The organism is Mixta tenebrionis, from assembly GCF_006517625.1.
GTDB classification, from domain to species: Bacteria; Pseudomonadota; Gammaproteobacteria; order Enterobacterales; family Enterobacteriaceae; genus Mixta; species Mixta tenebrionis.
The window spans coordinates 174,008-195,084 of the sequence record NZ_VHQI01000003.1; the positions used below are offsets into that span (position 1 = coordinate 174,008).

At 57.3% G+C, this 21,077-nt stretch carries 22 protein-coding genes; 13 read left to right on the forward strand and 9 right to left on the reverse strand.

Going from position 1 to position 21,077, the window contains the following annotated elements:
* Positions 1 to 40 precede the first annotated feature (40 nt).
* On the forward strand, positions 41 to 223 hold the full coding sequence (locus FKM52_RS06360) for a YoaH family protein (RefSeq protein WP_141175360.1): 183 nt from the start codon (positions 41 to 43) through the stop codon (positions 221 to 223).
* Position 224: 1 nt separating this feature from the next.
* Here FKM52_RS06360 and FKM52_RS06365 read toward each other — a convergent pair whose 3' ends face one another.
* Positions 225 to 578: a RidA family protein gene (locus FKM52_RS06365; protein WP_141175361.1), complete on the reverse strand. Its 354-nt coding sequence runs from the start codon at positions 576 to 578 to the stop codon at positions 225 to 227.
* Positions 579 to 707: 129 nt separating this feature from the next.
* Here FKM52_RS06365 and yoaA point away from each other — a divergent pair, with 129 nt between their 5' ends.
* The 5 genes from yoaA (at position 708) to rnd (ending at position 7,159) form a co-directional block, all read left to right on the forward strand.
* Positions 708 to 2,618 carry a DNA repair helicase YoaA gene (yoaA, locus tag FKM52_RS06370; protein ID WP_141175362.1) on the forward strand — a complete coding sequence of 637 codons (1,911 nt, stop codon included), beginning with the start codon at positions 708 to 710 and terminating at the stop codon, positions 2,616 to 2,618.
* 57 nt (positions 2,619 to 2,675) lie between these two features.
* Complete coding sequence (gene tsaB, locus FKM52_RS06375) at positions 2,676 to 3,377, forward strand: tRNA (adenosine(37)-N6)-threonylcarbamoyltransferase complex dimerization subunit type 1 TsaB (protein ID WP_141175363.1); 702 nt, start codon at positions 2,676 to 2,678, stop codon at positions 3,375 to 3,377.
* Positions 3,378 to 3,436: 59 nt separating this feature from the next.
* Positions 3,437 to 4,027 (forward strand): Slp family lipoprotein, encoded by a 591-nt coding sequence (locus FKM52_RS06380; protein ID WP_141175364.1) that lies wholly within the window; start codon positions 3,437 to 3,439, stop codon positions 4,025 to 4,027.
* A gap of 213 nt (positions 4,028 to 4,240) precedes the next feature.
* Positions 4,241 to 5,920 (forward strand): long-chain-fatty-acid--CoA ligase FadD, encoded by a 1,680-nt coding sequence (fadD, locus tag FKM52_RS06385; protein WP_141175365.1) that lies wholly within the window; start codon positions 4,241 to 4,243, stop codon positions 5,918 to 5,920.
* A 111-nt stretch (positions 5,921 to 6,031) separates the two neighbouring features.
* Positions 6,032 to 7,159: a ribonuclease D gene (gene rnd / locus FKM52_RS06390; RefSeq protein WP_141175366.1), complete on the forward strand. Its 1,128-nt coding sequence runs from the start codon at positions 6,032 to 6,034 to the stop codon at positions 7,157 to 7,159.
* Positions 7,160 to 7,213: 54 nt separating this feature from the next.
* On the opposite strand, the gene minE is transcribed toward rnd, so the two are convergent.
* From minE to minC, 3 genes are read right to left on the reverse strand one after another with little or no spacing between them, the layout of a single operon-like run.
* A complete protein-coding gene (gene minE / locus FKM52_RS06395; protein WP_038625795.1) occupies positions 7,214 to 7,483 on the reverse strand; it encodes a cell division topological specificity factor MinE in 270 nt (89 codons plus the stop codon).
* 3 nt (positions 7,484 to 7,486) lie between these two features.
* Positions 7,487 to 8,299, reverse strand: coding sequence for a septum site-determining protein MinD (gene minD, locus FKM52_RS06400; RefSeq protein ID WP_141175367.1), 813 nt, complete (start codon positions 8,297 to 8,299; stop codon positions 7,487 to 7,489).
* Between the two features lie 31 nt (positions 8,300 to 8,330).
* The gene (gene minC / locus FKM52_RS06405) at positions 8,331 to 9,020 is read right to left on the reverse strand and encodes a septum site-determining protein MinC (protein WP_141175368.1); all 690 of its coding nucleotides are present in this window, start codon (positions 9,018 to 9,020) and stop codon (positions 8,331 to 8,333) included.
* A 160-nt stretch (positions 9,021 to 9,180) separates the two neighbouring features.
* Between minC and FKM52_RS06410 the strand changes: the two genes are divergently transcribed.
* The 4 genes from FKM52_RS06410 (at position 9,181) to FKM52_RS06425 (ending at position 11,849) form a co-directional block, all read left to right on the forward strand.
* Positions 9,181 to 9,456, forward strand: coding sequence for a YcgL domain-containing protein (locus FKM52_RS06410; RefSeq protein WP_141175369.1), 276 nt, complete (start codon positions 9,181 to 9,183; stop codon positions 9,454 to 9,456).
* A gap of 86 nt (positions 9,457 to 9,542) precedes the next feature.
* Positions 9,543 to 10,634: a lytic murein transglycosylase gene (locus tag FKM52_RS06415; RefSeq protein ID WP_141175370.1), complete on the forward strand. Its 1,092-nt coding sequence runs from the start codon at positions 9,543 to 9,545 to the stop codon at positions 10,632 to 10,634.
* Between the two features lie 48 nt (positions 10,635 to 10,682).
* Complete coding sequence (locus tag FKM52_RS06420; protein ID WP_141175371.1) at positions 10,683 to 11,342, forward strand: fumarylacetoacetate hydrolase family protein; 660 nt, start codon at positions 10,683 to 10,685, stop codon at positions 11,340 to 11,342.
* A 60-nt stretch (positions 11,343 to 11,402) separates the two neighbouring features.
* On the forward strand, positions 11,403 to 11,849 hold the full coding sequence (locus FKM52_RS06425; RefSeq protein ID WP_141175372.1) for a YcgN family cysteine cluster protein: 447 nt from the start codon (positions 11,403 to 11,405) through the stop codon (positions 11,847 to 11,849).
* 15 nt (positions 11,850 to 11,864) lie between these two features.
* Here the strand turns inward: FKM52_RS06425 and dsbB are convergent, their stop codons facing one another.
* Entirely contained in the window at positions 11,865 to 12,401 is a 537-nt protein-coding gene (gene dsbB, locus FKM52_RS06430) for a disulfide bond formation protein DsbB (RefSeq protein ID WP_141175373.1), read from the reverse strand.
* Between the two features lie 131 nt (positions 12,402 to 12,532).
* On the reverse strand, positions 12,533 to 14,068 hold the full coding sequence (gene nhaB / locus FKM52_RS06435; RefSeq protein WP_141175374.1) for a Na(+)/H(+) antiporter NhaB: 1,536 nt from the start codon (positions 14,066 to 14,068) through the stop codon (positions 12,533 to 12,535).
* 220 nt (positions 14,069 to 14,288) lie between these two features.
* On the opposite strand from nhaB, the gene fadR reads away from it, so the two are divergent.
* A complete protein-coding gene (fadR, locus tag FKM52_RS06440) occupies positions 14,289 to 15,002 on the forward strand; it encodes a fatty acid metabolism transcriptional regulator FadR (protein WP_141175583.1) in 714 nt (237 codons plus the stop codon).
* Positions 15,003 to 15,090: 88 nt separating this feature from the next.
* Here the strand turns inward: fadR and FKM52_RS06445 are convergent, their stop codons facing one another.
* Entirely contained in the window at positions 15,091 to 16,626 is a 1,536-nt protein-coding gene (locus tag FKM52_RS06445) for a SpoVR family protein (RefSeq protein ID WP_141175375.1), read from the reverse strand.
* Positions 16,627 to 17,133: 507 nt separating this feature from the next.
* On the opposite strand from FKM52_RS06445, the gene FKM52_RS06450 reads away from it, so the two are divergent.
* Together FKM52_RS06450 and dadX are read left to right on the forward strand one after the other, a co-directional pair.
* A complete protein-coding gene (locus tag FKM52_RS06450) occupies positions 17,134 to 18,438 on the forward strand; it encodes a D-amino acid dehydrogenase (RefSeq protein ID WP_141175376.1) in 1,305 nt (434 codons plus the stop codon).
* Between the two features lie 19 nt (positions 18,439 to 18,457).
* Complete coding sequence (gene dadX / locus FKM52_RS06455) at positions 18,458 to 19,528, forward strand: catabolic alanine racemase DadX (protein WP_141175377.1); 1,071 nt, start codon at positions 18,458 to 18,460, stop codon at positions 19,526 to 19,528.
* Here dadX and FKM52_RS06460 read toward each other — a convergent pair.
* Positions 19,525 to 20,721, reverse strand: a complete 1,197-nt coding sequence (locus tag FKM52_RS06460; RefSeq protein WP_141175378.1) for a multidrug effflux MFS transporter — start codon at positions 20,719 to 20,721, stop codon at positions 19,525 to 19,527. The two genes, dadX and FKM52_RS06460, sit on opposite strands and share 4 nt — an antisense overlap.
* A 119-nt stretch (positions 20,722 to 20,840) precedes the next feature.
* Positions 20,841 to 21,074 (reverse strand): DUF1480 family protein, encoded by a 234-nt coding sequence (locus FKM52_RS06465; protein WP_141175379.1) that lies wholly within the window; start codon positions 21,072 to 21,074, stop codon positions 20,841 to 20,843.
* Positions 21,075 to 21,077 lie beyond the last annotated feature (3 nt).

Here is a 21,077-nt window from a genome sequence, read left to right on the forward strand (position 1 = left end):
GCACCTGTTTGTTTGCGCCGTTAAATCAACAGGAGTCAGAATGTTTACAGGTTTACCGGCGTTAAGCCATGAGCAGCAGCAGCAGGCGGTAGAGCGTATTCAGCAGCTGATGGCTGAAGGCATGAGCAGCGGCGAAGCTATCACTCAGGTAGCTCAGGAAATCCGCCAGACGCATACTGGCGGGCATATTGCGGCGCGTTTTGAGGATGAAGAAGAGGAGTAAATCAGGCCGGATTCAGTGCGGCGATGATTTTAATTTCCACCTTAAACTTCGGGTTCATCAGGCCGGCCTGCACGGTGCAGCGTACCGGCGCGTTGCCTGGCGACACCCAGGCGTCCCAGGCGCGGTTCATGGCGGCGAAATCCGCCTTATCCACCAGAAAAATCGTGGCGTCGAGAATACGGCTTTTGTCCGATCCGACGCGCGTCAGTAGTTTATCAATCACCGCCAGCGCGTTTGCGGTTTGCGCTTCGGCATCTTCGTCCAGGTTTTCCGGCACGCTGGTGTAATAAACGGTGTCGTTATGGATCACCGCTTCCGACATACGGTGTTCAGGATCGATACGAGTAACAGACATAACTAGCTTCCTTATTCCATGTTTTACGCCGTTAGCCTGGCACAGTTAGCCCTGCGCTGTCATCTGTTGTAGAGCAGGGGCGGGAATGCTGACATAATCAGGCCGTTTTAACGCAACCCGTGAGGATATGTGGCAGACGATTTTGCAGCCGATGGCGCCCTGGCGCAGGCGATACCAGGCTTCAGGCCGCGCGAGGCGCAGCAGCAGATGGCGGCGGCGGTAGCGCAGGCGATAGAAACGCGCAGCGAACTGGTGGTGGAGGCGGGCACCGGCACCGGGAAAACCTATGCCTATCTGGCGCCGGTACTGCGCGCCGGTAAAAAGGCGATTATTTCTACCGGCTCGAAAGCGCTGCAGGATCAGCTTTACAGCCGCGATCTACCGCTGCTGACGCGGGCGCTGGCGTATAGCGGCAAAACCGCGCTGCTAAAGGGGCGCGCCAACTATCTCTGTCTCGAACGCCTTGAGCAGCAGTCGATGACCGGCGGCGAACTTAACGTACAGACGCTCAGCGATCTGGTTTACCTGCGCGGCTGGGCCAGCGAAACGCTGGATGGCGATATCAGCAGCTGCGGCGGCGTGACGGAAGACAGCGCCATCTGGCCGCTGGTAACCAGCACCAATGATAACTGCCTCGGCAACGACTGCCCGCTCTATAAAGAGTGCTTTGTGGTCAAGGCGCGCCGCCGGGCGATGGATGCGGACGTGGTGGTGGTTAACCATCACCTGTTTCTGGCGGATATGGTGGTAAAAGAGAGTGGTTTCGCCGAGCTGATTCCGGAAGCGGATGTCATGATCTTCGATGAAGCGCACCAGGTGCCGGATATCGCCAGTCAGTATTTCGGCCAGCAGCTCTCCAGCCGTCAGCTGCAGGATTTAGCCAAAGATATTATTATCGCCTACCGCACCGAGGTGCGTGACGTTCAGCAGCTGCAAAAATCGGCCGATCGGCTGGCGCAGAGCGCGCAGGATTTTCGCCTGGCGCTGGGCGATCCCGGCTTTCGCGGCAACCTGCGCGAGGTGCTGGCCGATCGCGAAATTCAGCGCGCGCTGACGCTGCTGGATGATGCGCTGGAGCTTTGCTACGACGTGGCGAAGATGTCGCTGGGGCGTTCCGCGCTGCTGGATGCCGCTTTCGATCGCGCCTCGCTCTATCGCGCCCGGCTGAAGCGCCTGAAAAACATCAGCGAGCCGGGCTTCAGCTACTGGTATGAATGTACCTCGCGCCACTTTGTGCTGGCGCTGACGCCGCTTTCCGTCTCCGAACGCTTTCGTGAAGTAATAAACGAACGTCCCGCCGCCTGGATATTTACCTCAGCTACGCTGGCGGTCAATGAGCGGATGACGCACTTTATGGAGCGGCTGGGCGTGCGGCAGGCGCAGAGTATGATCCTGACCAGCCCCTTTGACTACGCGCGCCAGGCGCTGCTCTGCGTGCCGCGCGATCTGCCGTCGCCTAATCAGCCGGGCGGCGCGAAACAGCTGGCGCGACGCCTGCTGCCGCTGATCGAAGCCAACAACGGGCGCTGCTTTTTCCTCTGCACCTCCCATCAGATGATGCGCGCGCTGGCGGAAGAGTTCCGCGCCAGCCTGACGCTGCCGGTGCTGCTACAGGGCGAAACCGGCAAGGCGCAGCTGCTGAAGCAGTTCGTTGAGGCGGGAAACGCGTTGCTGGTGGCAACCAGCAGTTTCTGGGAAGGGGTGGACGTGCGCGGCGATGCGCTGTCGCTGGTGATCATCGACAAGCTGCCCTTTACCTCGCCGGACGATCCGCTGCTGAAGGCGCGCATGGAAGATTGCCGCCTGCGCGGCGGCGATCCCTTTGACGAAGTGCAGCTGCCGGATGCGGTAATCACCCTGAAGCAGGGCGTAGGGCGGCTGATTCGCGACGTGGAGGATCGCGGCGTGCTGGTTATCTGCGATAATCGCCTGGTCATGCGCCCTTATGGCGCGGTATTTCTTAACAGCCTGCCGCCGACGCCGCGTACCCGCGATCTGGAGCGGGCCGTGCGCTTCCTGCATCGTAGCGATGAGAAGTAATTCCTGTCAGGCTGTGCTAAGATGCGCGCCGAAAAAAATTTCTCGCCTGAGGTTGTCATGTCCGCGCGAATTTTAGCTGTTGATACCGCTACGGAAGCCTGTTCGGTAGCGCTGTTGCTGGAGGGTGTTGTTGACGCCCATTTTGAACTCTGCGCGCGCGAGCATACCCAGCGCATTTTGCCGCTGGTGGAAGAGATGCTGACGCGTCATCAGCTGGCGTTAACCCAGCTGGACGCGCTGGCGTTTGGCCGTGGTCCAGGCAGCTTTACCGGCGTGCGTATCGGCATCGGCATTGCACAGGGGCTTGCCTTCGGCGCCGGTCTGCCGCTGCTGGGCGTCTCCACGCTAATGACGATGGCGGAAGCCGCCTGGCAGCGTCACGGCGCGCGCCGCGTGCTGGCGGCGATTGACGCGCGCATGGGGGAAGTCTACTGGGCGGAATATCAGCGCAGCGACGAAGGCGAATGGCTGGGCGAGCAGAGCGAGGCCGTGTTAAAGCCGGAGGCGGCGCTGGCGCGTATGCAGCAGCTCTCTGGCGCATGGACCACGGTCGGCACCGGCTGGCTGGCGTGGCCGCAGCTAACGGCGGCAAGCCCGCTGACGCTGCAGGCCAGCGAAATAACCCTGCCGAGCGCCGAGGCGATGCTGCCGCTGGCGCAGCGGCTCTGGCAGCAGGGTAAAGCGCTGCCGCCGGAGCAGGCAGAGCCTGCCTACCTGCGTAATGAAGTCGCATGGAAAAAATTGCCGGGTCGCGAATAGGCTGGCAGCAACTTATTTATTGCGCAATAGTCTAATCTGGCAGTTCTCTGGAGAAAGCTATGCGTAAATATTTAATTAATGGAGCGGCCCTGTTGGCGGCTGCACTGCTGTTAACCGGCTGCGTTACCATTCCTGACTCGGTGAAGAGCCGTTCGCCTGCGCCGCAGCAGGATCTGCTGCGCGTCGCCAATGCGCCGCAGCTCTATGTCGGTCAGGAGGCTCGCTTCGGCGGTAAAGTGGTGAAGGTGACCAACCTCGATGGCCGCACGCGGCTGGAGATCGCCACGCAGCCGCTGGATGGAGGGGCGCGCCCGATCCTCGGATCGGCCTCGGTAGGCCGCATCTGGGCCGACGTCAACGGCTTTGTCGATCCGGTTGACGTCGTCAATCAGCTGGTGACGGTGGTCGGCACCATTAAAGGCAGTGAAAAAGGCGCCATCGGCAAGGCCAGCTATAACTTTGTGGTGCTGGCGGTAAGCGGCTACCAGCGCTGGCATTTACAGCAGCAGGTCGTTATGCCGATGCAGCCGATTGATCCCTGGATCTGGTATGGGCCAACGCGGCACCATCCGGGTTACTGGGGACCCAATCCATGGATGGGTTACTACAATCCCGGACCCGCTCAGGTGCAGACCTTCCTCACCGAGTAAGCGCGACGGTAGTGGTATTACGGCCCGGCCACAGGCGATGTGTCCGGGCCGTTTTGTTATTAATAAGAAAGAAAATTTAGTGATGGGCTTCGCAGCCTGAAAAGCGCGCGCCAGGCATACTGGTACAATGAGTTAATATTATGTTAACTGTTGTTAATAAATATGCGCATTGAGGCTGTGATGGCGATTAAATATGATTTCCGAGGTGAAACCTTGAATAAGGTCTGGCTGAACCGTTATCCCGCCGATGTGCCTGCCGAGATCGATGCTGACCGCTATACGTCGTTAGTCGATCTGTTTGAGCAGGCGGCCCGGCGTTATGCTGAGCGTCCCGCATTTATTAATATGGGGCAGTCGATGAGCTTTCAACGACTGGAACAGCGTAGCCGGGCTTTCGCCGCCTATTTACAGCATAAGCTGGGATTAAGCAAAGGCGATCGCGTGGCTATTATGATGCCCAACCTGCTGCAATATCCGGTGGCGCTGTTTGGCATTCTGCGCGCCGGAATGGTCGTGGTTAACGTCAATCCGCTTTATACCCCGCGCGAGCTGGAGCATCAGCTTAATGACAGCGGCGCTAAGGCGATTGTTATTGTTTCTAATTTTGCTCATACCCTGGAAAAGGTGGTGGCGAAGACGCAGGTCGAGCATGTTATTCTGACCCGGCTGGGCGATCAATTATCGCCCGGTAAAGCCACGCTGGTGAATTTCGTCGTTAAATATATTAAGCGCCTGGTGCCGAAATATAATCTGCCGGATGCCATTTCATTTCGCAGCGCGTTACAGCAGGGCGGGCAGCTGGAGTATAGTCGCCCGGTGGTGAATAACGACGATCTGGCGTTTTTACAATATACCGGCGGCACTACCGGCGTCGCCAAAGGGGCGATGCTGACGCACCGCAATATGCAGGCTAACCTGGAGCAGACCAAGGCTACCTACGGCTCGCTGCTGCGCGACGGCAAAGAGCTGGTGGTGACCGCGCTGCCGCTGTACCACATCTTTGCCCTGACCGTAAACTGCCTGCTGTTTATCGAGCTGGGCGGGCAGAACCTGCTGATTACCAACCCGCGCGATATTCCCGGCTTTGTCAAAGAGCTGGGAAAATATCCTTTTACCGCGATTACCGGCGTCAATACGCTGTTTAACGCGCTGCTGAACGATAAAAATTTCCAGCAGCTCGATTTCTCTACGCTGCGCCTCTCCGCCGGCGGCGGCATGTCGGTACAAAAAGCGGTGGCGGAGCGCTGGGAGAAGCTGACCGGCCACTATCTGCTGGAGGGCTACGGCCTGACGGAGTGCTCGCCGCTGGTTTCGGTAAACCCTTATGACATTACCTGTCACAACGGCAGCATCGGCCTGCCGGTGCCTTCAACCGATATTAAGCTGGTCGATGATAACGGCTGCGAAGTGGCGGAAGGGCAGCCGGGCGAGCTGTGCATCAAAGGTCCGCAGGTGATGCTGGGCTACTGGCAGCGTCAGGACGCCACCGATGAGGTGCTGAAAGAGGGCTGGCTCTACAGCGGCGATATCGTCAGCGTGGATAAAGAAGGCTTTTTACGCATCGTCGATCGGAAAAAAGATATGATTCTGGTCTCCGGCTTCAACGTCTATCCCAACGAAATCGAAGATGTGGTGATGCAGCATCCCAAAGTGCGCGAAGCGGCGGCGATTGGCGTGCCCAGCGAGCTTTCCGGCGAGGCGGTGAAAATCTGCGTCGTTAAAAAGGATGAGTCGCTGACCAAAGAAGAGCTGATCGCGCACTGCCGCCGTCAGCTGACCGGCTATAAGGTGCCGAAGATCGTTGAGTTTCGCGATGAGCTGCCGAAGACCAACGTCGGCAAAATTTTGCGCCGCGCCCTGCGTGATGAGATAAGCAAAGCGCCTGCCGCCTGAGTGAACGTAATATGTTAGAATAGTCATTAAACGCCGGACAACCCGGCGTTTTTACTGTCATTTTACTGAGCATCAGCGATCTGAACGAACCGCTGCCAAGAGAGCAAGGATTTGAATTACACCTACATCACCACCAATGAAGCGCTGGAAGCCTGCTGTGAGGCGGCGCGCCAACATCGTGCGATTGCGCTCGATACCGAATTTGTCCGCACCCGCACCTACTATCCGCAGCTGGGCCTGCTGCAAATCTATGACGGTGAACAGGTTACGCTGGTCGATCCGCTGACGATTACCGCCTGGCAGCCACTGATCAATCTGCTGAGCGACGAGAAGGTGACCAAGTTTCTGCATGCCGGTAGCGAAGACCTGGAGGTCTTTCTGCACAGTTTCGGCGTACTGCCGACGCCGCTTATCGATACGCAGATCCTGGCGGCCTTTAGCGGACGTCCGCTCTCGATGGGCTTTGCCGCGATGGTGGAGGCTTTTACCGGCGAGGTGCTGGATAAGAGTGAATCACGCACCGACTGGCTGGCGCGTCCGCTTTCCGCACGCCAGTGCGATTATGCCGCCGCCGACGTATTCTGGCTGCTGCCGATCGCTCACACCTTAATGGATGAAACCGCCTCGGCGGGGCGGCTGGAGGCGGCGCGGAGCGAATGCCAGCTGCTTTGCCAGCGCCGCACCGATATCCTGCAGCCGCAGGAGGCGTATCGCGAGATCGGCAATGCCGCGCTGCTGCGTCCGCGTCAGCTGGCGGTGCTGCAGCGTCTGGCCGCCTGGCGCCTGAAACTGGCGCGCGAAAAAAACATGGCGGTCAACTTCGTCGTGCGCGAGGAAAATTTGTGGAAGGTGGCGCGCTACCAGCCCGGTTCGCTGGGCGAGCTTGATCATCTGGGGCTGAGCGGTCACGAAATCCGCTTCCACGGCAAAGCGATGCTGGAGATGGTGGCCGAAGCTGACGCGCTGCCGGAGGAAAGCCTGCCGCCGGCGCTGATCAATATTAATGAGCATCCGCACTACAAGAAGGCGTTTAAGGCGCTGAAAGCGGTGGTGCAGGGCGTCAGCGAGCGTAGCGGGTTAAGCACCGAGCTGCTAGCCTCGCGTCGTCAGATTAATCAGCTGCTCAGCTGGCACTGGCAGATTAAACCGCGCGAGCGGCTGCCGGAGCTGGTAAGCGGCTGGCGGGGCGAACTGATGGAGCCGGAAATCAGGCAGGTGCTGGCTGACTATCCGCAATAGCCGGCAAAAATTTTCCCCTGCGTAAGGCAGGGGAAGATCAGGAGTGGAGAAGGGTCATTTCGCGGCTTCTTCCATTTCCGGCAGCGTTACGTTGAGTTCCAGTATCGATATATCGTCGCCGCGCTGATCCAGCTGCACGGTAACCATTTCCGGATCGATCTTCACATATTTACAGATCACTTCCAGAATATCGCGCTTAAGCTGCGGAAGATAATGGGGCTCGCTATCGCCCCTCCTGCGCTCTGCAACGATAATTTGCAGCCTTTCCTTGGCGATATTAGCGGTGTTCTTTTTACGGGATAAAAAGAAATCGAGTAAGGCCATGGTTTATCCCCCGAACAGGCGTTTCAGGAATCCCTTCTTCTCTTCTTCAATGAAGCGGAAGGGACGTTCTTCACCGAGTAAACGGTCAACGGTATCGGCATAGGCTTTGCCCGCATCAGATTCTTTATCCAGAATCACGGGCTCGCCCTGGTTAGAGGCGCGCAGCACCGACTGATCTTCCGGGATAACGCCAACCAGCGGAATCCGCAGAATTTCCAGCACGTCTTCCATGCTCAGCATATCGCCACGGCTGACGCGGCCTGGGTTATAGCGCGTCAGCAGCAGATGTTCTTTTACCGGCTCCTGGCCATTTTCGGCACGGCGTGATTTAGAAGCGATAATGCCCAGAATACGATCGGAATCGCGCACCGAAGAGACTTCCGGGTTAGTGGTAATCACCGCTTCGTCAGCAAAGTAGAGCGCCATCAGCGCGCCGGTTTCAATTCCCGCCGGCGAATCGCACAGCACGAAATCAAACGCCATTGCATTCAGTTCGTTCAGCACTTTCTCCACGCCTTCGCGCGTCAGCGCATCTTTATCACGGGTTTGCGAAGCGGGCAGGATATAGAGATTTTCCGTACGTTTATCTTTAATCAGCGCCTGGTTCAGCGTGGCGTCGCCCTGGATCACGTTAACGAAATCATAAACTACGCGCCTTTCACAGCCCATAATCAGATCGAGATTACGCAGACCGATATCGAAATCGATCACCACGGTTTTTTTCCCTTTCTGTGCCAGACCGGTGGCGATGGCCGCGCTTGACGTGGTCTTGCCAACGCCCCCTTTGCCGGATGTAACTACAATAATGCGTGCCATATATAAGAATTCCTTATAAAGAAAAAGGGGCCTAATTCAAAGTCTGTATAGTCAGCGCGCCATCCTTCAGGCTGAGGCGCGCCGCTTTAGCAAAATATTCCGCCGGAATCTGATCCATAATCCAGTACTCGCCCGCTATGGAAACCAGCTCCGCAGATAAGCTGGTACAAAATATCTGGCAGTCGCGATCGCCGCTGGCGCCTGCCAGCGCGCGTCCGCGCATCATGCCGTAAATATGAATATTGCCGTCGGCAACCAGCTCTGCGCCCGCGCTGACGCTGTTGGTCACAATCAGGTCGGCGTTGCGCACGTAAATCTGCTGGCCGGAACGTACCGGCGTCGTCACCACGCGGGTTTTCGTCACCACGCTTTCCGGCGCCGGCGCCGCCAGCGGCTCAGGACTTCTCTTTTGTTCTTTACCTTCTGACAAAATCGGCAGGCCGGCACGCGCAATCATGCGTTTCAGCGCCTCATCTTTACAACCGCTGACGCCAACGATACGTAACCCCGTTGAAGCGATAGCCTGCTGCATCTGCTTCCAGTTTACCTCGCCGTCCAGAGCGGCAACGTTTAAAACCACGGGCGCATTTTTGAGAAAGGCAGGGGCCTGGTCAATTTTGTCCTGAAGCGCCTGACGAACCACATCGGGATGCGTGTGGTGTAAATGAACAACAGACAGAGTAAAACTACTGCCTTTAAACTCGATTGGCGTTTGCGACATCTGTCCTGGCTCAGTCCTGTTATGTCTAAACCCGACTAAATTATGCCTGATTCAGCCAGCGCGTAATCAAGGCGGGACATTATTCCTAACTACTGCAAGCATGTTATAGTTACTGCTATATTGAGGCAAGACGCCACCCCGTTTAATTCGAGTAAAAAATATGTTTTGTGTGATCTACCGAAGCCCCCTGCGAGACCAAACTTATCTCTATGTTGAAAAAAAAGACGATTTTTCCCGCGTGCCGGAAGCGCTGCTGCGCGGCTTCGGCAAACCGCAGCTGGCCATGGTGTTACCCCTTGAACGCACTAAGAAACTGGCTAATGCCGATCTCGAAAAAGTAAAACAGTCGCTGCAGGAACAGGGTTATTATTTACAGCTTCCGCCGCCGCCAGAAAATCTGTTGAAATTACATCTGGAGAAACGCGAACCGTCTTAATTAAGATTCATCTGTAAAATAATAAGTCGTTGAATAAATCTTCAATTTTATTTCCGCCGGCCTCGATGGATTAATAAGGAACCGCTATGAAGCTAAATGCCCTGAGCGCGACATTGCTTGCAATAATGCTGGCGGGATGCGCCAGTGAAAATAGCGCCTCGCCCACGACGCCAACGGCCAGCGCCGCCCGCGCGGGCGCGCCCGTAGCCCAACGCGGCGGCTTGTTAACCGCGCCGAACGGTAACACCACGCTGGCGCAGCAGGGCCGCGATCCGGCGGAGTTCCCCGGCTATGTCGAGCAGCTCAAGGCGCAGGCGCGCGCGCAGGGCATCGATGCGCAGACAATTGACGGCGCCTTCGCCAACGTACACTTCGTCGATCGGGTGATTAAGTTAGATCGCAACCAGCCGGAGCAAAAAATAACGCTGGACGACTACCTGGCGCGCGTGATGCCGGAGAAAAAAATCGCGCTGGCCCGCAGCCGCTATCAGCAGCATCAGAACGAGCTGGACGCGGTTAGCCGGCGGTACGGCGTGCCGCCGCAGTATATCGTGGCGCTGTGGGCGATGGAGAGCAACTTCGGCCAGATCCAGGGGCGCGAGGATATTATTTCAGCGCTCGCCACGCTGGCGTTCGAAGGGCGTCGCGAAAGCTTTTTCACCAGCGAGCTGATGGCGGCGCTGAAGATGATTCAGCAGGGGCATATCAGCGCGGCGGAGATGAAAGGCTCCTGGGCCGGGGCGATGGGGCAGAACCAGTTTATGCCCAGCTCATATCTGCGCTACGGCGTTGACGGCGACGGCGATGGTAAAATCGATATCTGGCGCAACACCGATGATGTTTTCGCCTCGACGGCGAACTATCTGGCGAAAGAGGGCTGGCAGGCAAATGAAAGCTGGGGCCGCGAGGCGGTGCTGCCGGTCGATTTCGATGTCAAACTGGCGGGCATCAAAACCGGACATGCGAAAAGCGTGGGCGCATGGGAAAAACTGGGCGTGCGGCTGGCCGACGACGTGGCGTTGCCCGATAGCCGGCAGCGCGCCTGGATTGTTCTGCCGGACGATATGGCGGGACGCGCTTTCCTGGTGTATGACAATTTCCGCACCATTATGCGCTGGAATCGCTCTTATTATTTCGCTATCAGCATCGGCAAAATGGCGGATGCGGTAGCACAGTAATAAGCCGGCGTCGGATCGGCGCTGGCCACACTCAGTAAGGGGAAAGATATGTATCAACATCGTAACTGGCAGGGCGCGCTGTTAGATTTTCCGGTGAGTAAGGTGGTTTGCGTCGGCAGCAACTACGCGAAACATATTAAAGAGATGGGCAGCGCCACGCCGCAGGAGCCGGTAATTTTTATCAAGCCGGAAACGGCGCTGTGCGATCTGCGCCAGCCGCTGTCGATTCCGCAGGATCTCGGCGCGGTGCATCATGAAGTCGAGCTGGCGGTGCTGATCGGCGCTACGCTGAAGCAGGCCAGCGAAGCGCATGTGGCGCAGGCGATAGCGGGCTATGGCGTCGCGCTCGATCTCACCCTGCGCGATATCCAGGCCGGACTGAAAAAAGCGGGCCAGCCGTGGGAAAAGGCGAAAGCTTTTGATAACTCCTGTCCGCTTTCCGGCTTTATTCCCGTCAGCGAATTTAGCGGCGATCCGCAGCAGAGCGAACTGAAGCTGGTGGTAAACGGCGAGGTGCGACAGCAGGGCAACACCGCCGATATGATCACGCCGCTGCTGCCGCTGATCGCCTATATGAGTAAATTTTTTACCCTGCGCGCCGGCGATGTGATTCTGACCGGCACGCCGGAGGGCGTAGGGCCGCTGCACGCTGGCGACAAGCTGGAAGCGTCGCTGGCCGGGCACGGCGTCAGCACGCGCGTGCTGTGATACTTGCATCTCAGGCCTGAACTGTTTATAAGGTGCGCTTTTGCTTAACCGGACATCACAATGACTGATACCCCTTTCTGGCAGGTGAAAAGCCTGGAACAAATGAGTGATGAGGAATGGGAATCCTTGTGCGATGGCTGCGGACAGTGCTGCCTGAATAAGTTGCAGGACGCCGATACGGATGAGATCTATTTCACCAACGTCGCCTGCAATCAGCTCAATATTAAAACCTGTCAGTGCCGTAACTACGAACGTCGCTTCGAATATGAAGAGGACTGTATCAAACTCACGCGCGAAAATCTGCCGACCTTCTCCTGGCTGCCGCCCAGCTGCGCCTACCGCCTGCTGGCGGAAGGAAAGGGGCTGCCGGTCTGGCATCCGCTACGCAGCGGCTCGAAAGCCGCCATGCATGCCGCTCGTATTTCCGTGCGGCATATTGCAGTGCGTGAAAGCGAAGTCCAGGACTGGGAAGAGCACATTATCAACCGGCCGGAATGGAAAGCGTAATCCGGCGGCGATAGTTTACGCTTTGCTGTTGAACAGCTCCTGGCGTTTTGGTTTAAACGCCTGCGCGATCAGTACCAGCAGCGCCACGAGCAGATAGGCGGCGAAAATCACTATCAGCCACTCCGGCATGCCCAGCGACAGGAAGGACCAGACGCGCTCGGCGCAGTCGCCGGAAGCGACAAAAACTGCCGGCAGCCACTTATCCAGCGGCAGCCAGCTGGGAAAACGCGCGGCAAAATCGCAGGTGACGAAAGGGCTGGGGTGCAGTTGAATCATGGTGTGTTCATAAGAGAGACGCAAGCCCTCCCAGGCGCTGTAAAGCCAGATCGCCAGCGCCGCGTAGCGCAGCGGCGTTTTCGGCGCGATGGCGCCTGCCAGCCCGGCGCCCATCACGCCAAACAGCGCGCAGCGTTCATAAATGCACATGACGCAGGGTTTGAGCATCATCACATGCTGAAACCACAGCGCGACCATCTCAAGCGCAAATGCGGTCAGCGCCAGCAGCAGCCAGGCGCCACGTCCTGTTGAGCATTGATTCAGATATCGCAACATAATTCATTCCATTTCATTAGCGTTGAACCGGCAGTGTAAAACAAAAAAAATTCGCTGCCAGCCAGGGCAGCGAAAAAAAGCGGATCTAAATTCATCTCAGCGGTTTTTTACCGCCTGCGCGGCCACGCACTTTACAGCGCCGGCAGGGTTAACCAGCCATGCTGCATAAACCACTGCGTCATCGGTTCCAGCGTATAGATAATGCAGAGCAGCCCGACCAGCGAAAGCACCAGCGTATAGGGCAGCGCCATCCACACCATGCGCCCATAGGAGAGACGGATCAGCGGCGCCAGCGCCGAGGTCAGCATAAACAGAAACGCCGCCTGACCGTTTGGCGTCGCCACCGACGGCAGGTTAGTGCCGGTATTGGTCGCCACCGCCAGCAGCTCAAACTGTTCCAGACTGATAGCGCCGTGGGTAAAGGCGTTTTTCGCCTCGTTGATATAGACCGTGCCGACAAAAACGTTATCTGAAATAGAAGAGAGCAGGCCGTTAAACACATAAAACCAGGTAAGCTGCGTATTGGCCTCAGCCTGCAGCACAAAGTGAATCAGCGGGCTGAACAGGTTCTGTTCCACAATAACGGCGACGATAGCGAAAAAGACCGTCAGCAACGCGGTGAACGGCAACGCTTCGGAAAAGGCGCGGCCAATCACATGCTCATCGGTAACGCCGCACAGCGAGGTCGCAAGGATGATCACCGACAGGCCAATCAGCCCCACTTCAGCCAGGTGCAGCGCCAGCGCGCAGATCAGCCAGACGGCGATAATGCCCTGCATCCACAGATTAAGTTTTTCCTGACGGGTACGTTTCCGGCTCGCTTCCCGATCGTAATCCACTAATACGGCGCGCACCTTTTCCGGCAGCGGTTCGCCGTAGCCAAACAGACGAAAACGCTCCAGCAGCGCGCAGGTGATTAAACCGCAGATCAGCACCGGCAGAGTAACCGGCGCCATACGCAGGAAGAAGCCGATAAAATCCCAGCTGGCCGCTTTGGCGATGATCAGATTTTGCGGCTCGCCGACCATGGTCATGACGCCGCCCAGCGCCGTACCCACGCCCGCCTGCATCATCAGGCTGCGCAGAAAAGAGCGGAATTTCTCCAGCGTCTCGCGATGCTCTTCATCATTAAGGCTGTCGGCGCCTTCTCCCGTCGACAGCACGCGATGATAGATATCATAGAAGCCGGCGGCGACGCTTAGCACCACCGCAACCACCGTCAGCGCGTCAAGGAAGGCGGAGAGGAAGGCGGCGGCAAAGCAGAACGACAGCCCCAGCCAGACTTTAGAACGAATAGTCAGCAGCAGCCGGGTAAAAACGAACAGCAGCAGCTGGCGCATAAAGTGAATACCGGCCACCATAAAAATCAGCAGCAGCAGCACTTCAAGATTATTGGCCAGCTCCTCTTTGACCTGTTCGGCGCTGGCCATGCCGATCATAACGGCTTCCAGCGCCAGCAGGCCGCCGGGCATCAGCGGATAACACTTTAGCGCCATGGCGAGCGTAAAGATAAATTCCGCCACCAGCAGCCAGCCGGCAAGAAAGGGGCTGACAAAGAAAAACAGCAGGGGGTTGATCACCAGGAAACCCAGCAGCGTCAGCTTATACCAGTCAGGGGACTGGCCGAGGAAATTACGCGTAAAAGCGCGCCCAGGGGAAATATCCATGTGTAAAAGCACCCTCATACAGGATTAAGTAAAGTTGAAACGCAAAGGGTAAACGTCGCTTACGATGGTGGCAATGCGCTTACGGCTAAACAGCCGAATAATCTCGTTAATATTTGCGCCGGGTTAAAGTTTTAACCGTAGCGAGGCTAGGTGATGCCTGGGCCCTCTGGTATGATGAGCGGCATATTGCCTAATGATGAAGCAACGAGAATATAACGCTATGGTTATAAAGGCGCAGAGCCCGGCCGGGTTCGCGGAAGAATATATCATTGAAAGTATCTGGAATAGCCGTTTTCCTCCCGGAACCATCCTCCCTGCCGAGCGCGAGCTGTCCGAATTAATCGGCGTAACCCGTACCACGCTGCGTGAGGTGCTTCAGCGTCTGGCGCGCGACGGCTGGCTGACTATTCAGCACGGTAAGCCGACGCGGGTTAATGATTTCTGGGAGACCTCCGGCCTGAATATTCTCGAAACGCTGGCGCGTCTCGATCATGACAGCGTACCGCAGCTGATTGATAACCTGCTTTCCGTACGCACTAATATTTCCTCTATTTTTATTCGCCGCGCTATTCGCCACTTTCCCGATAACGCGCGTCAGGTGCTGATCGACGCAGAAGGCGTTGAAGATCAGGCGGATGCCTATACTGAGCTGGACTATCGCATTTTCCGCGGCCTGGCCTTCGCTTCCGGCAACCCGATCTACGGCCTGATCCTGAACGGTCTGAAAGGGCTTTATACCCGCGTCGGGCGGCACTACTTCGCTAATCCGGAAGCGCGTTTGCTGGCGCAGCGGTTTTATCAACAGCTGCTGGCCTTCTGCGACGGCGCCGAGCCGGAGCATATCGTGGCCGCCGTGCGTGATTATGGGCGGCGCAGCGGTGAGATCTGGCACGGCATGCAGAAAAATCTGCCGGACGATCTGCAGCCCCGCTGAACCACCGGGGGCGAACAGGCGTCCGGCACGCTGTTTTAATAGCGGCAAAAAGGCCGGAAATGCCGGCCTTTGCAGAAGATGCGCCTGACTACAGCGCGTTAGGGCGCGGCGGACAGCGATCCAGCATCTCTACGCTGCCGTCTTCGTTTTGCTGCTCCAGATGTACGTCAAATCCCCACAGACGGTGTACATGCTTCAGCACTTCGCGGCGGCTTTTATCCAGCGGCGCGCGCTGATGCGGCACGTAGCGCAGCGTCAGCGAACGATCGCCGCGCAGATCGACATTGTAAACCTGAATATTGGGTTCAAGGTTGCTCAGGTTATACTGCGCCGACAGCTGCTGACGAATGGCGCGATAGCCAGCTTCATCATGAATTGCCGCGATCTCCAGATAGTTGTTGCGATCGTCGTCGAGTACGGTAAACAGGCGGAAATCGCGCATTACCTTTGGCGAAAGAAACTGGCTGATAAAGCTCTCATCCTTAAATTCACGCATGGCGAAATGCAGCGTTTCCAGCCAGTCAGCGCCGGCGATGTCGGGGAACCAGTAGCGATCCTCTTCCGTCGGCGTCTGGCAGATGCGCTTAATATCCTGGAACATGGCAAAGCCCAGCGCATAAGGGTTGATGCCGTTATACCACTGGCTGTTGTAGGGGGGCTGAAACACCACGTTGGTGTGGCTGTGCAGAAACTCCAGCATAAAACGCTCGGTCACTTTCCCCTCATCATAAAGATGGTTAAGAATGGTGTAGTGCCAGAAAGTAGCCCAGCCTTCGTTCATTACCTGCGTCTGCTTTTGCGGATAAAAATACTGGCTGACCTTGCGCACGATGCGCAGGATTTCACGCTGCCAGGGCTCCAGCAGCGGAGCGTTCTTCTCCATAAAGTAGAGTAAATTTTCCTGCGGCTCAGAAGGGAAGCGTACTTTTTCCGCCTGCACCTCCTCTTTCTCGCGGCGCGGCAGCGTGCGCCAGAGAGTATTGACCTGACTTTGCAGATACTCTTCGCGGCTTTTTTGCCGCGCTTTCTCCTCCTGCAGCGAGATCTTTTGCGGGCGCTTATAGCGATCGACGCCGTAGTTCATCAGCGCATGACAGGAGTCGAGCAGCCGCTCTACTTCCTCAACGCCGTAACGTTCTTCACATTCGGCGATGTAATTTTTGGCAAACAGCAGATAGTCGATGATCGAGCTGGCATCGGTCCAGCTGCGGAACAGGTAGTTATTTTTGAAAAAGGAGTTATGGCCGTAGCAGGCATGGGCAATTACCAGCGCCTGCATGGTAATGGTGTTCTCTTCCATCAGGTAGGCGATACAGGGATTAGAGTTAATCACGATTTCATACGCCAGACCCTGTTGGCCGTGCTTATAGCGCTGTTCGGTTTCAATAAACTTTTTGCCGAACGACCAGTGGGCGTAGTTGATCGGCATCCCGACGCTGGAGTAAGCATCCATCATCTGTTCCGAAGTGATAACTTCAATCTGATGCGGATAGGTTTCCAGTCGGTAGTATTTCGCTACGCGGTCGATTTCCGCCAGGTAGGTATCAAGCAGTTCAAAGGTCCAGTCGGGTCCGTCACTGAGTCGTTTGCTGTCCTTAACCGGATCGTCAAATATAGTCGTCATCGCGCACCCCTCATTGATGAATCTGCCTGAGCAAGCCGTTGCCGTGCAGACTCCTGTTGTTTAAGGCTCATCCCGCACAACACCGCCAAAAAATCAGGCGAACAGAGTAATGATAGTTCACTGTTTTCCATCTGAAACCCGAATGCAACCGGAAACGGCGATACAAAATAAAGCGGCAGAGAAAAACGAACTTTTAAATAACGAATGATGCGTTTATTTCTTATTAGTGCAGAATAAAATATCGCTTACCTTCTGTTTTGCTGCGCATGATGATTTCTGCTGAGCTGCCCCTGTTTACAGAGATTCGGCCTCACTTGCTGCTGGATATGGTGCAAAAGCACTATTTTCTACCGAAATGATGCTCTCTGCTTGTTTTTACTTACCGTAAAGGTAAAAAAGATGTGAAATATGTCAACGTTATGTGTTGATGAATGCGGCAAAATTATCATCCGCCGTGTAGGCTAATATTCAGAATATTGTTCTTTAATCATCTCTGCTGGGGGAGCTATGCGAGTTGTCATTCTGGGAAGTGGGGTTGTCGGCGTAGCCAGCGCCTGGTATCTGGCGCAGGCGGGACATGAGGTAACGGTGGTCGATCGCCAGTCGGGAGCCGCACAGGAAACCAGCGCCGGAAATGCCGGGCAGATCTCGCCGGGCTACGCGGCGCCCTGGGCAGCGCCGGGCGTTCCCTTAAAGGCAATGAAGTGGATGTTTCAGCGTCATGCGCCGCTGGCGATTCGGCTTGACGGCAGCCGCTTCCAGCTGGCGTGGATGTGGCAGATGCTGCGTAACTGCGATATGCGTCACTACCAGGAAAATAAAAGCCGCATGGTGCGTATTGCGGAATATAGCCGCGACTGCATGAAAATGCTGCGCGAGCAGACCGGTATTCGCTATGAAGGGCGGCAGGGCGGCACGCTACAGCTGTTCCGCACTGCGCAGCAGTATGAGAGCGCCAGCAAAGATATCGCCGTGCTGCAACAGGCGGGCGTGCCCTACGAGCTGCTGGAGGCGCACCAGCTGGCCCGCGTGGAGCCGGCGCTGGCCTCCACGCAGCATAAACTGACCGGCGGGCTGCGGCTGCCTAATGATGAAACCGGCGACTGCCAGCTGTTCACGCAGCGCCTGGCGGAGATGGCCGCCCAGGCGGGGGTGACCTTCCGCTTTAATACGCCGGTGGATCGCCTGCTACGCGAGGACAACCGCATTGTCGGCGTGCAGTGCGGCAACGAGGTGCTGACGGCGGATAGCTATGTGGTAGCCTTTGGCTCCTGGTCTACCGCGCTGCTGAAAGAGATGGTGGCTATCCCGGTCTATCCGCTGAAAGGCTATTCGCTGACTATTCCGCTGCGCGATGAGGCGGGCGCGCCGGTTTCTACCGTACTGGATGAGACCTATAAAATCGCCATTACCCGTTTCGATCGGCGCATTCGCGTCGGCGGCATGGCTGAAATCGTCGGTTTCAATAGCCGTCTGCCGCCGGCACGGCGTGAAACGCTGGAGATGGTGGTGCGCGATCTCTATCCCAACGGCGGCTTTATCGAGCAGGCAAGCTTCTGGAGCGGCCTGCGCCCGATGACGCCGGACGGCACGCCTATTGTCGGCGCGACGCCGCTGAAAAATCTTTATCTGAATACTGGTCACGGTACGCTCGGTTGGACCATGGCTTGCGGTTCAGGCCAGCTGCTTTCTGATATCATCTCCGGCAAAAGACCGGCGATTGCCGCAGATGACCTGTCGGTGCATCGTTATCTGCCAGGTTTTTCGCCGGTAACGCAGCCGCAGCTACATAACGCTAACGTTGCACGTTAATCAGTTACAAGGAGAGGCTATGTCACGTCCGATTGTCGCAACCATTCATAGCGCTGCGTTGCGGCAAAACCTGGCGATTGCGCGCCAGGCCGCACCGGATTCCCGCATCTGGTCTGTGGTAAAAGCTAACGGCTACGGCCACGGCATCGCTCGTATCTGGCAGCATCTTAGCGCTACAGATGGTTTTGCTTTGCTTAACCTTGAAGAGGCGATTTTGCTGCGCGAGCAGGGGTGGAAAAAACCGATTCTGCTGCTGGAAGGTTTTTTTCACAGCGATGAGCTGGCGCTGCTCGATCGTTATCGTTTGACTACCAGCCTGCACAGCAACTGGCAAATCAAAGCGCTGGCGCAGGCGCGGCTGAGCGCGCCGCTGGATATCTATGTCAAAGTAAATAGCGGCATGAACCGGCTGGGCTTTTTGCCGGAGCAGATTCCTAATGTCTGGCAGAAGCTGCGCGCGCTGGAAAACGTCGGCGAAATGACGCTGATGTCCCATTTTGCCGAGGCGGAAAGCGCAGAAGGCATTGTCGAGCCGATGAAGCAGATTGAGCGCGCGGCGGAAGGGCTGGAATGCCCGCGGTCGCTGTCGAACTCGGCGGCGACGCTGTGGCATCCTGAAGCGCACTTCGACTGGGTCAGGCCGGGCATCGTGCTGTACGGCGCCTCGCCCAGCGGGCGGTGGCAGGATATTGCCGGCACCGGCCTGAAGCCGGCGATGACGCTTACCAGCGATATTATCGCTGTACAGACGCTGAAGGCGGGCGCCGGGCTAGGCTATGGCTATCGCTATCACGCGCCTGATGAACAGCGTATTGGTATTGTTGCCTGCGGCTATGCCGATGGATATCCGCGCCACGCGCCTACCGGTACGCCGGTGATGGTAGATGGCGTGCGCACCCGGACGCTGGGCACGGTTTCCATGGATATGCTGGCGGTGGATCTGACGCCCTGTCCGCAGGCGGGCATTGGCTCGAAGGTCGAGCTGTGGGGAGAGCAGATCAAAATTGACGAGGTGGCCGGCAGCGCCGGCACCGTTGGCTATGAGCTGATGTGCGCGCTGGCGCCGCGGGTACCGGTTGAGGTGCGTTAAGATCGGAGCGCGGTGAGCGAGCCGCGCATCTGCTTACTGCAGCGCCACGCCAGAAACGTGAGCGCTGCGCCCGCCAGCATCATCAGCGCCAGCGCATCTTTTTCCTTTAGCGGCAGCGCCATCATCACCAGCCCGGCAGCGGATCCGCCCGCCATCTGAATAAAACCCACCAGCGCCGAGGCGACGCCCGCCTGCTGCTGATAAGGCTCCAGCGCGTAGCTGGTGGCGGGGCCGACGGTAAAGGCCAGCCCGGCGACCGCCACCGCTACCGGCAACATATAAAGCGCCCAGTGGGTTTGCAGGCCGGCCGGCAGCAGCTGCTCGCCAGCAAACAGCAGCGCGGCGCCCAGCAGCATCGTCAGCGTGCCCAGCGCCAGACACACAGGGCGCCCTGCCTTACGAATTATTTTATTGGCCAGCACGCTGACCAGCATGATCCAGAAGCCGTTGGCGCCAAAGGCGACAGAAAACTGTAACGCGCTTAAATGGCCTTCGGTCATCAATACATGCGGCGCCAGCGAGACGTAGGTCAACACCATGCCCAGCGCGCCGGCATTAGCGAAGGCAAAGGCCAGGAAGCGCGGCTCGCGCAGGATAGCGCCATACTGGCGCAGCGGCACTCCTCTGACCTTACGCGTGTCCGCCGGCCGCGTTTCCGGCAGCAGCAGACCAATCAGCACGCTGATAAACAGCGCGTAGCAGGCCAGGAACCAGAAGGGCGCGCGCCAGCCGAAGGCGGCGGCGAGAAAGCCGCCCAGCATCGGCGCCAGCGCCGGCACAATATTCAGCGCGCCGTTAAGAAAGCCGTAGGCGCGCGCCGCCTCGTCGCCGGCGAGGCGATCGCGCACGCCGCTGAAGGCTACCACCGCCGTACAGCAGACCGCACAGCCCTGTACCACGCGCGCCAGTAAAAACATCGGCCAGTTCAGGGCGCAGGCGGCAAGGGCGCTGCCGCAGATATACAGCAGCAGGCCGATCATCGCTATCGGCTTGCGGCCAAAGTTATCCACCAGCGGCCCGGCGATAATCTGCCCCAGCCCCATGACCAGTAAAAAGACCGGAATAGTGGTTTGCACGGTGGTAACCGGCGTCGACAGCCCCAGAGCAATATCCGGCAGGGTAGGCAAATAGAGATCGATGCCCAGCGGCGCCAGCAGCACCAGGCTAAGCAGCAGAAAGGTAAATTTTTGCATAGGAAAAGGTTTGCCCTGAGTTTTTTAAGCTGCACAGGGTAAAGAGATGTTAAACAAAAAGAAAGCGGAATGATAAAAAGGGGAGCAGCCAGACACTGCCCCGTATGACGATCGGCGTATCAGGCGGGTTTTTTCAACACCCAGCGATCCTGCTGTTTATCGTAGTGGCAGATCTGCAAATCAACCGGCTCACCGTCGATCCAGGCAGGCACGCTGGTTTCCTGATCCCAGCCGTCAAGCTGGTAGCTGAGTCCGGGATTGGTTTGACAGGGAATGCTGACGGTATCCACCTTTTCGGCATCCAGATCCGCATCAATAATCTCGTAGCGACCAATTTTGACTACATGACCCATAGT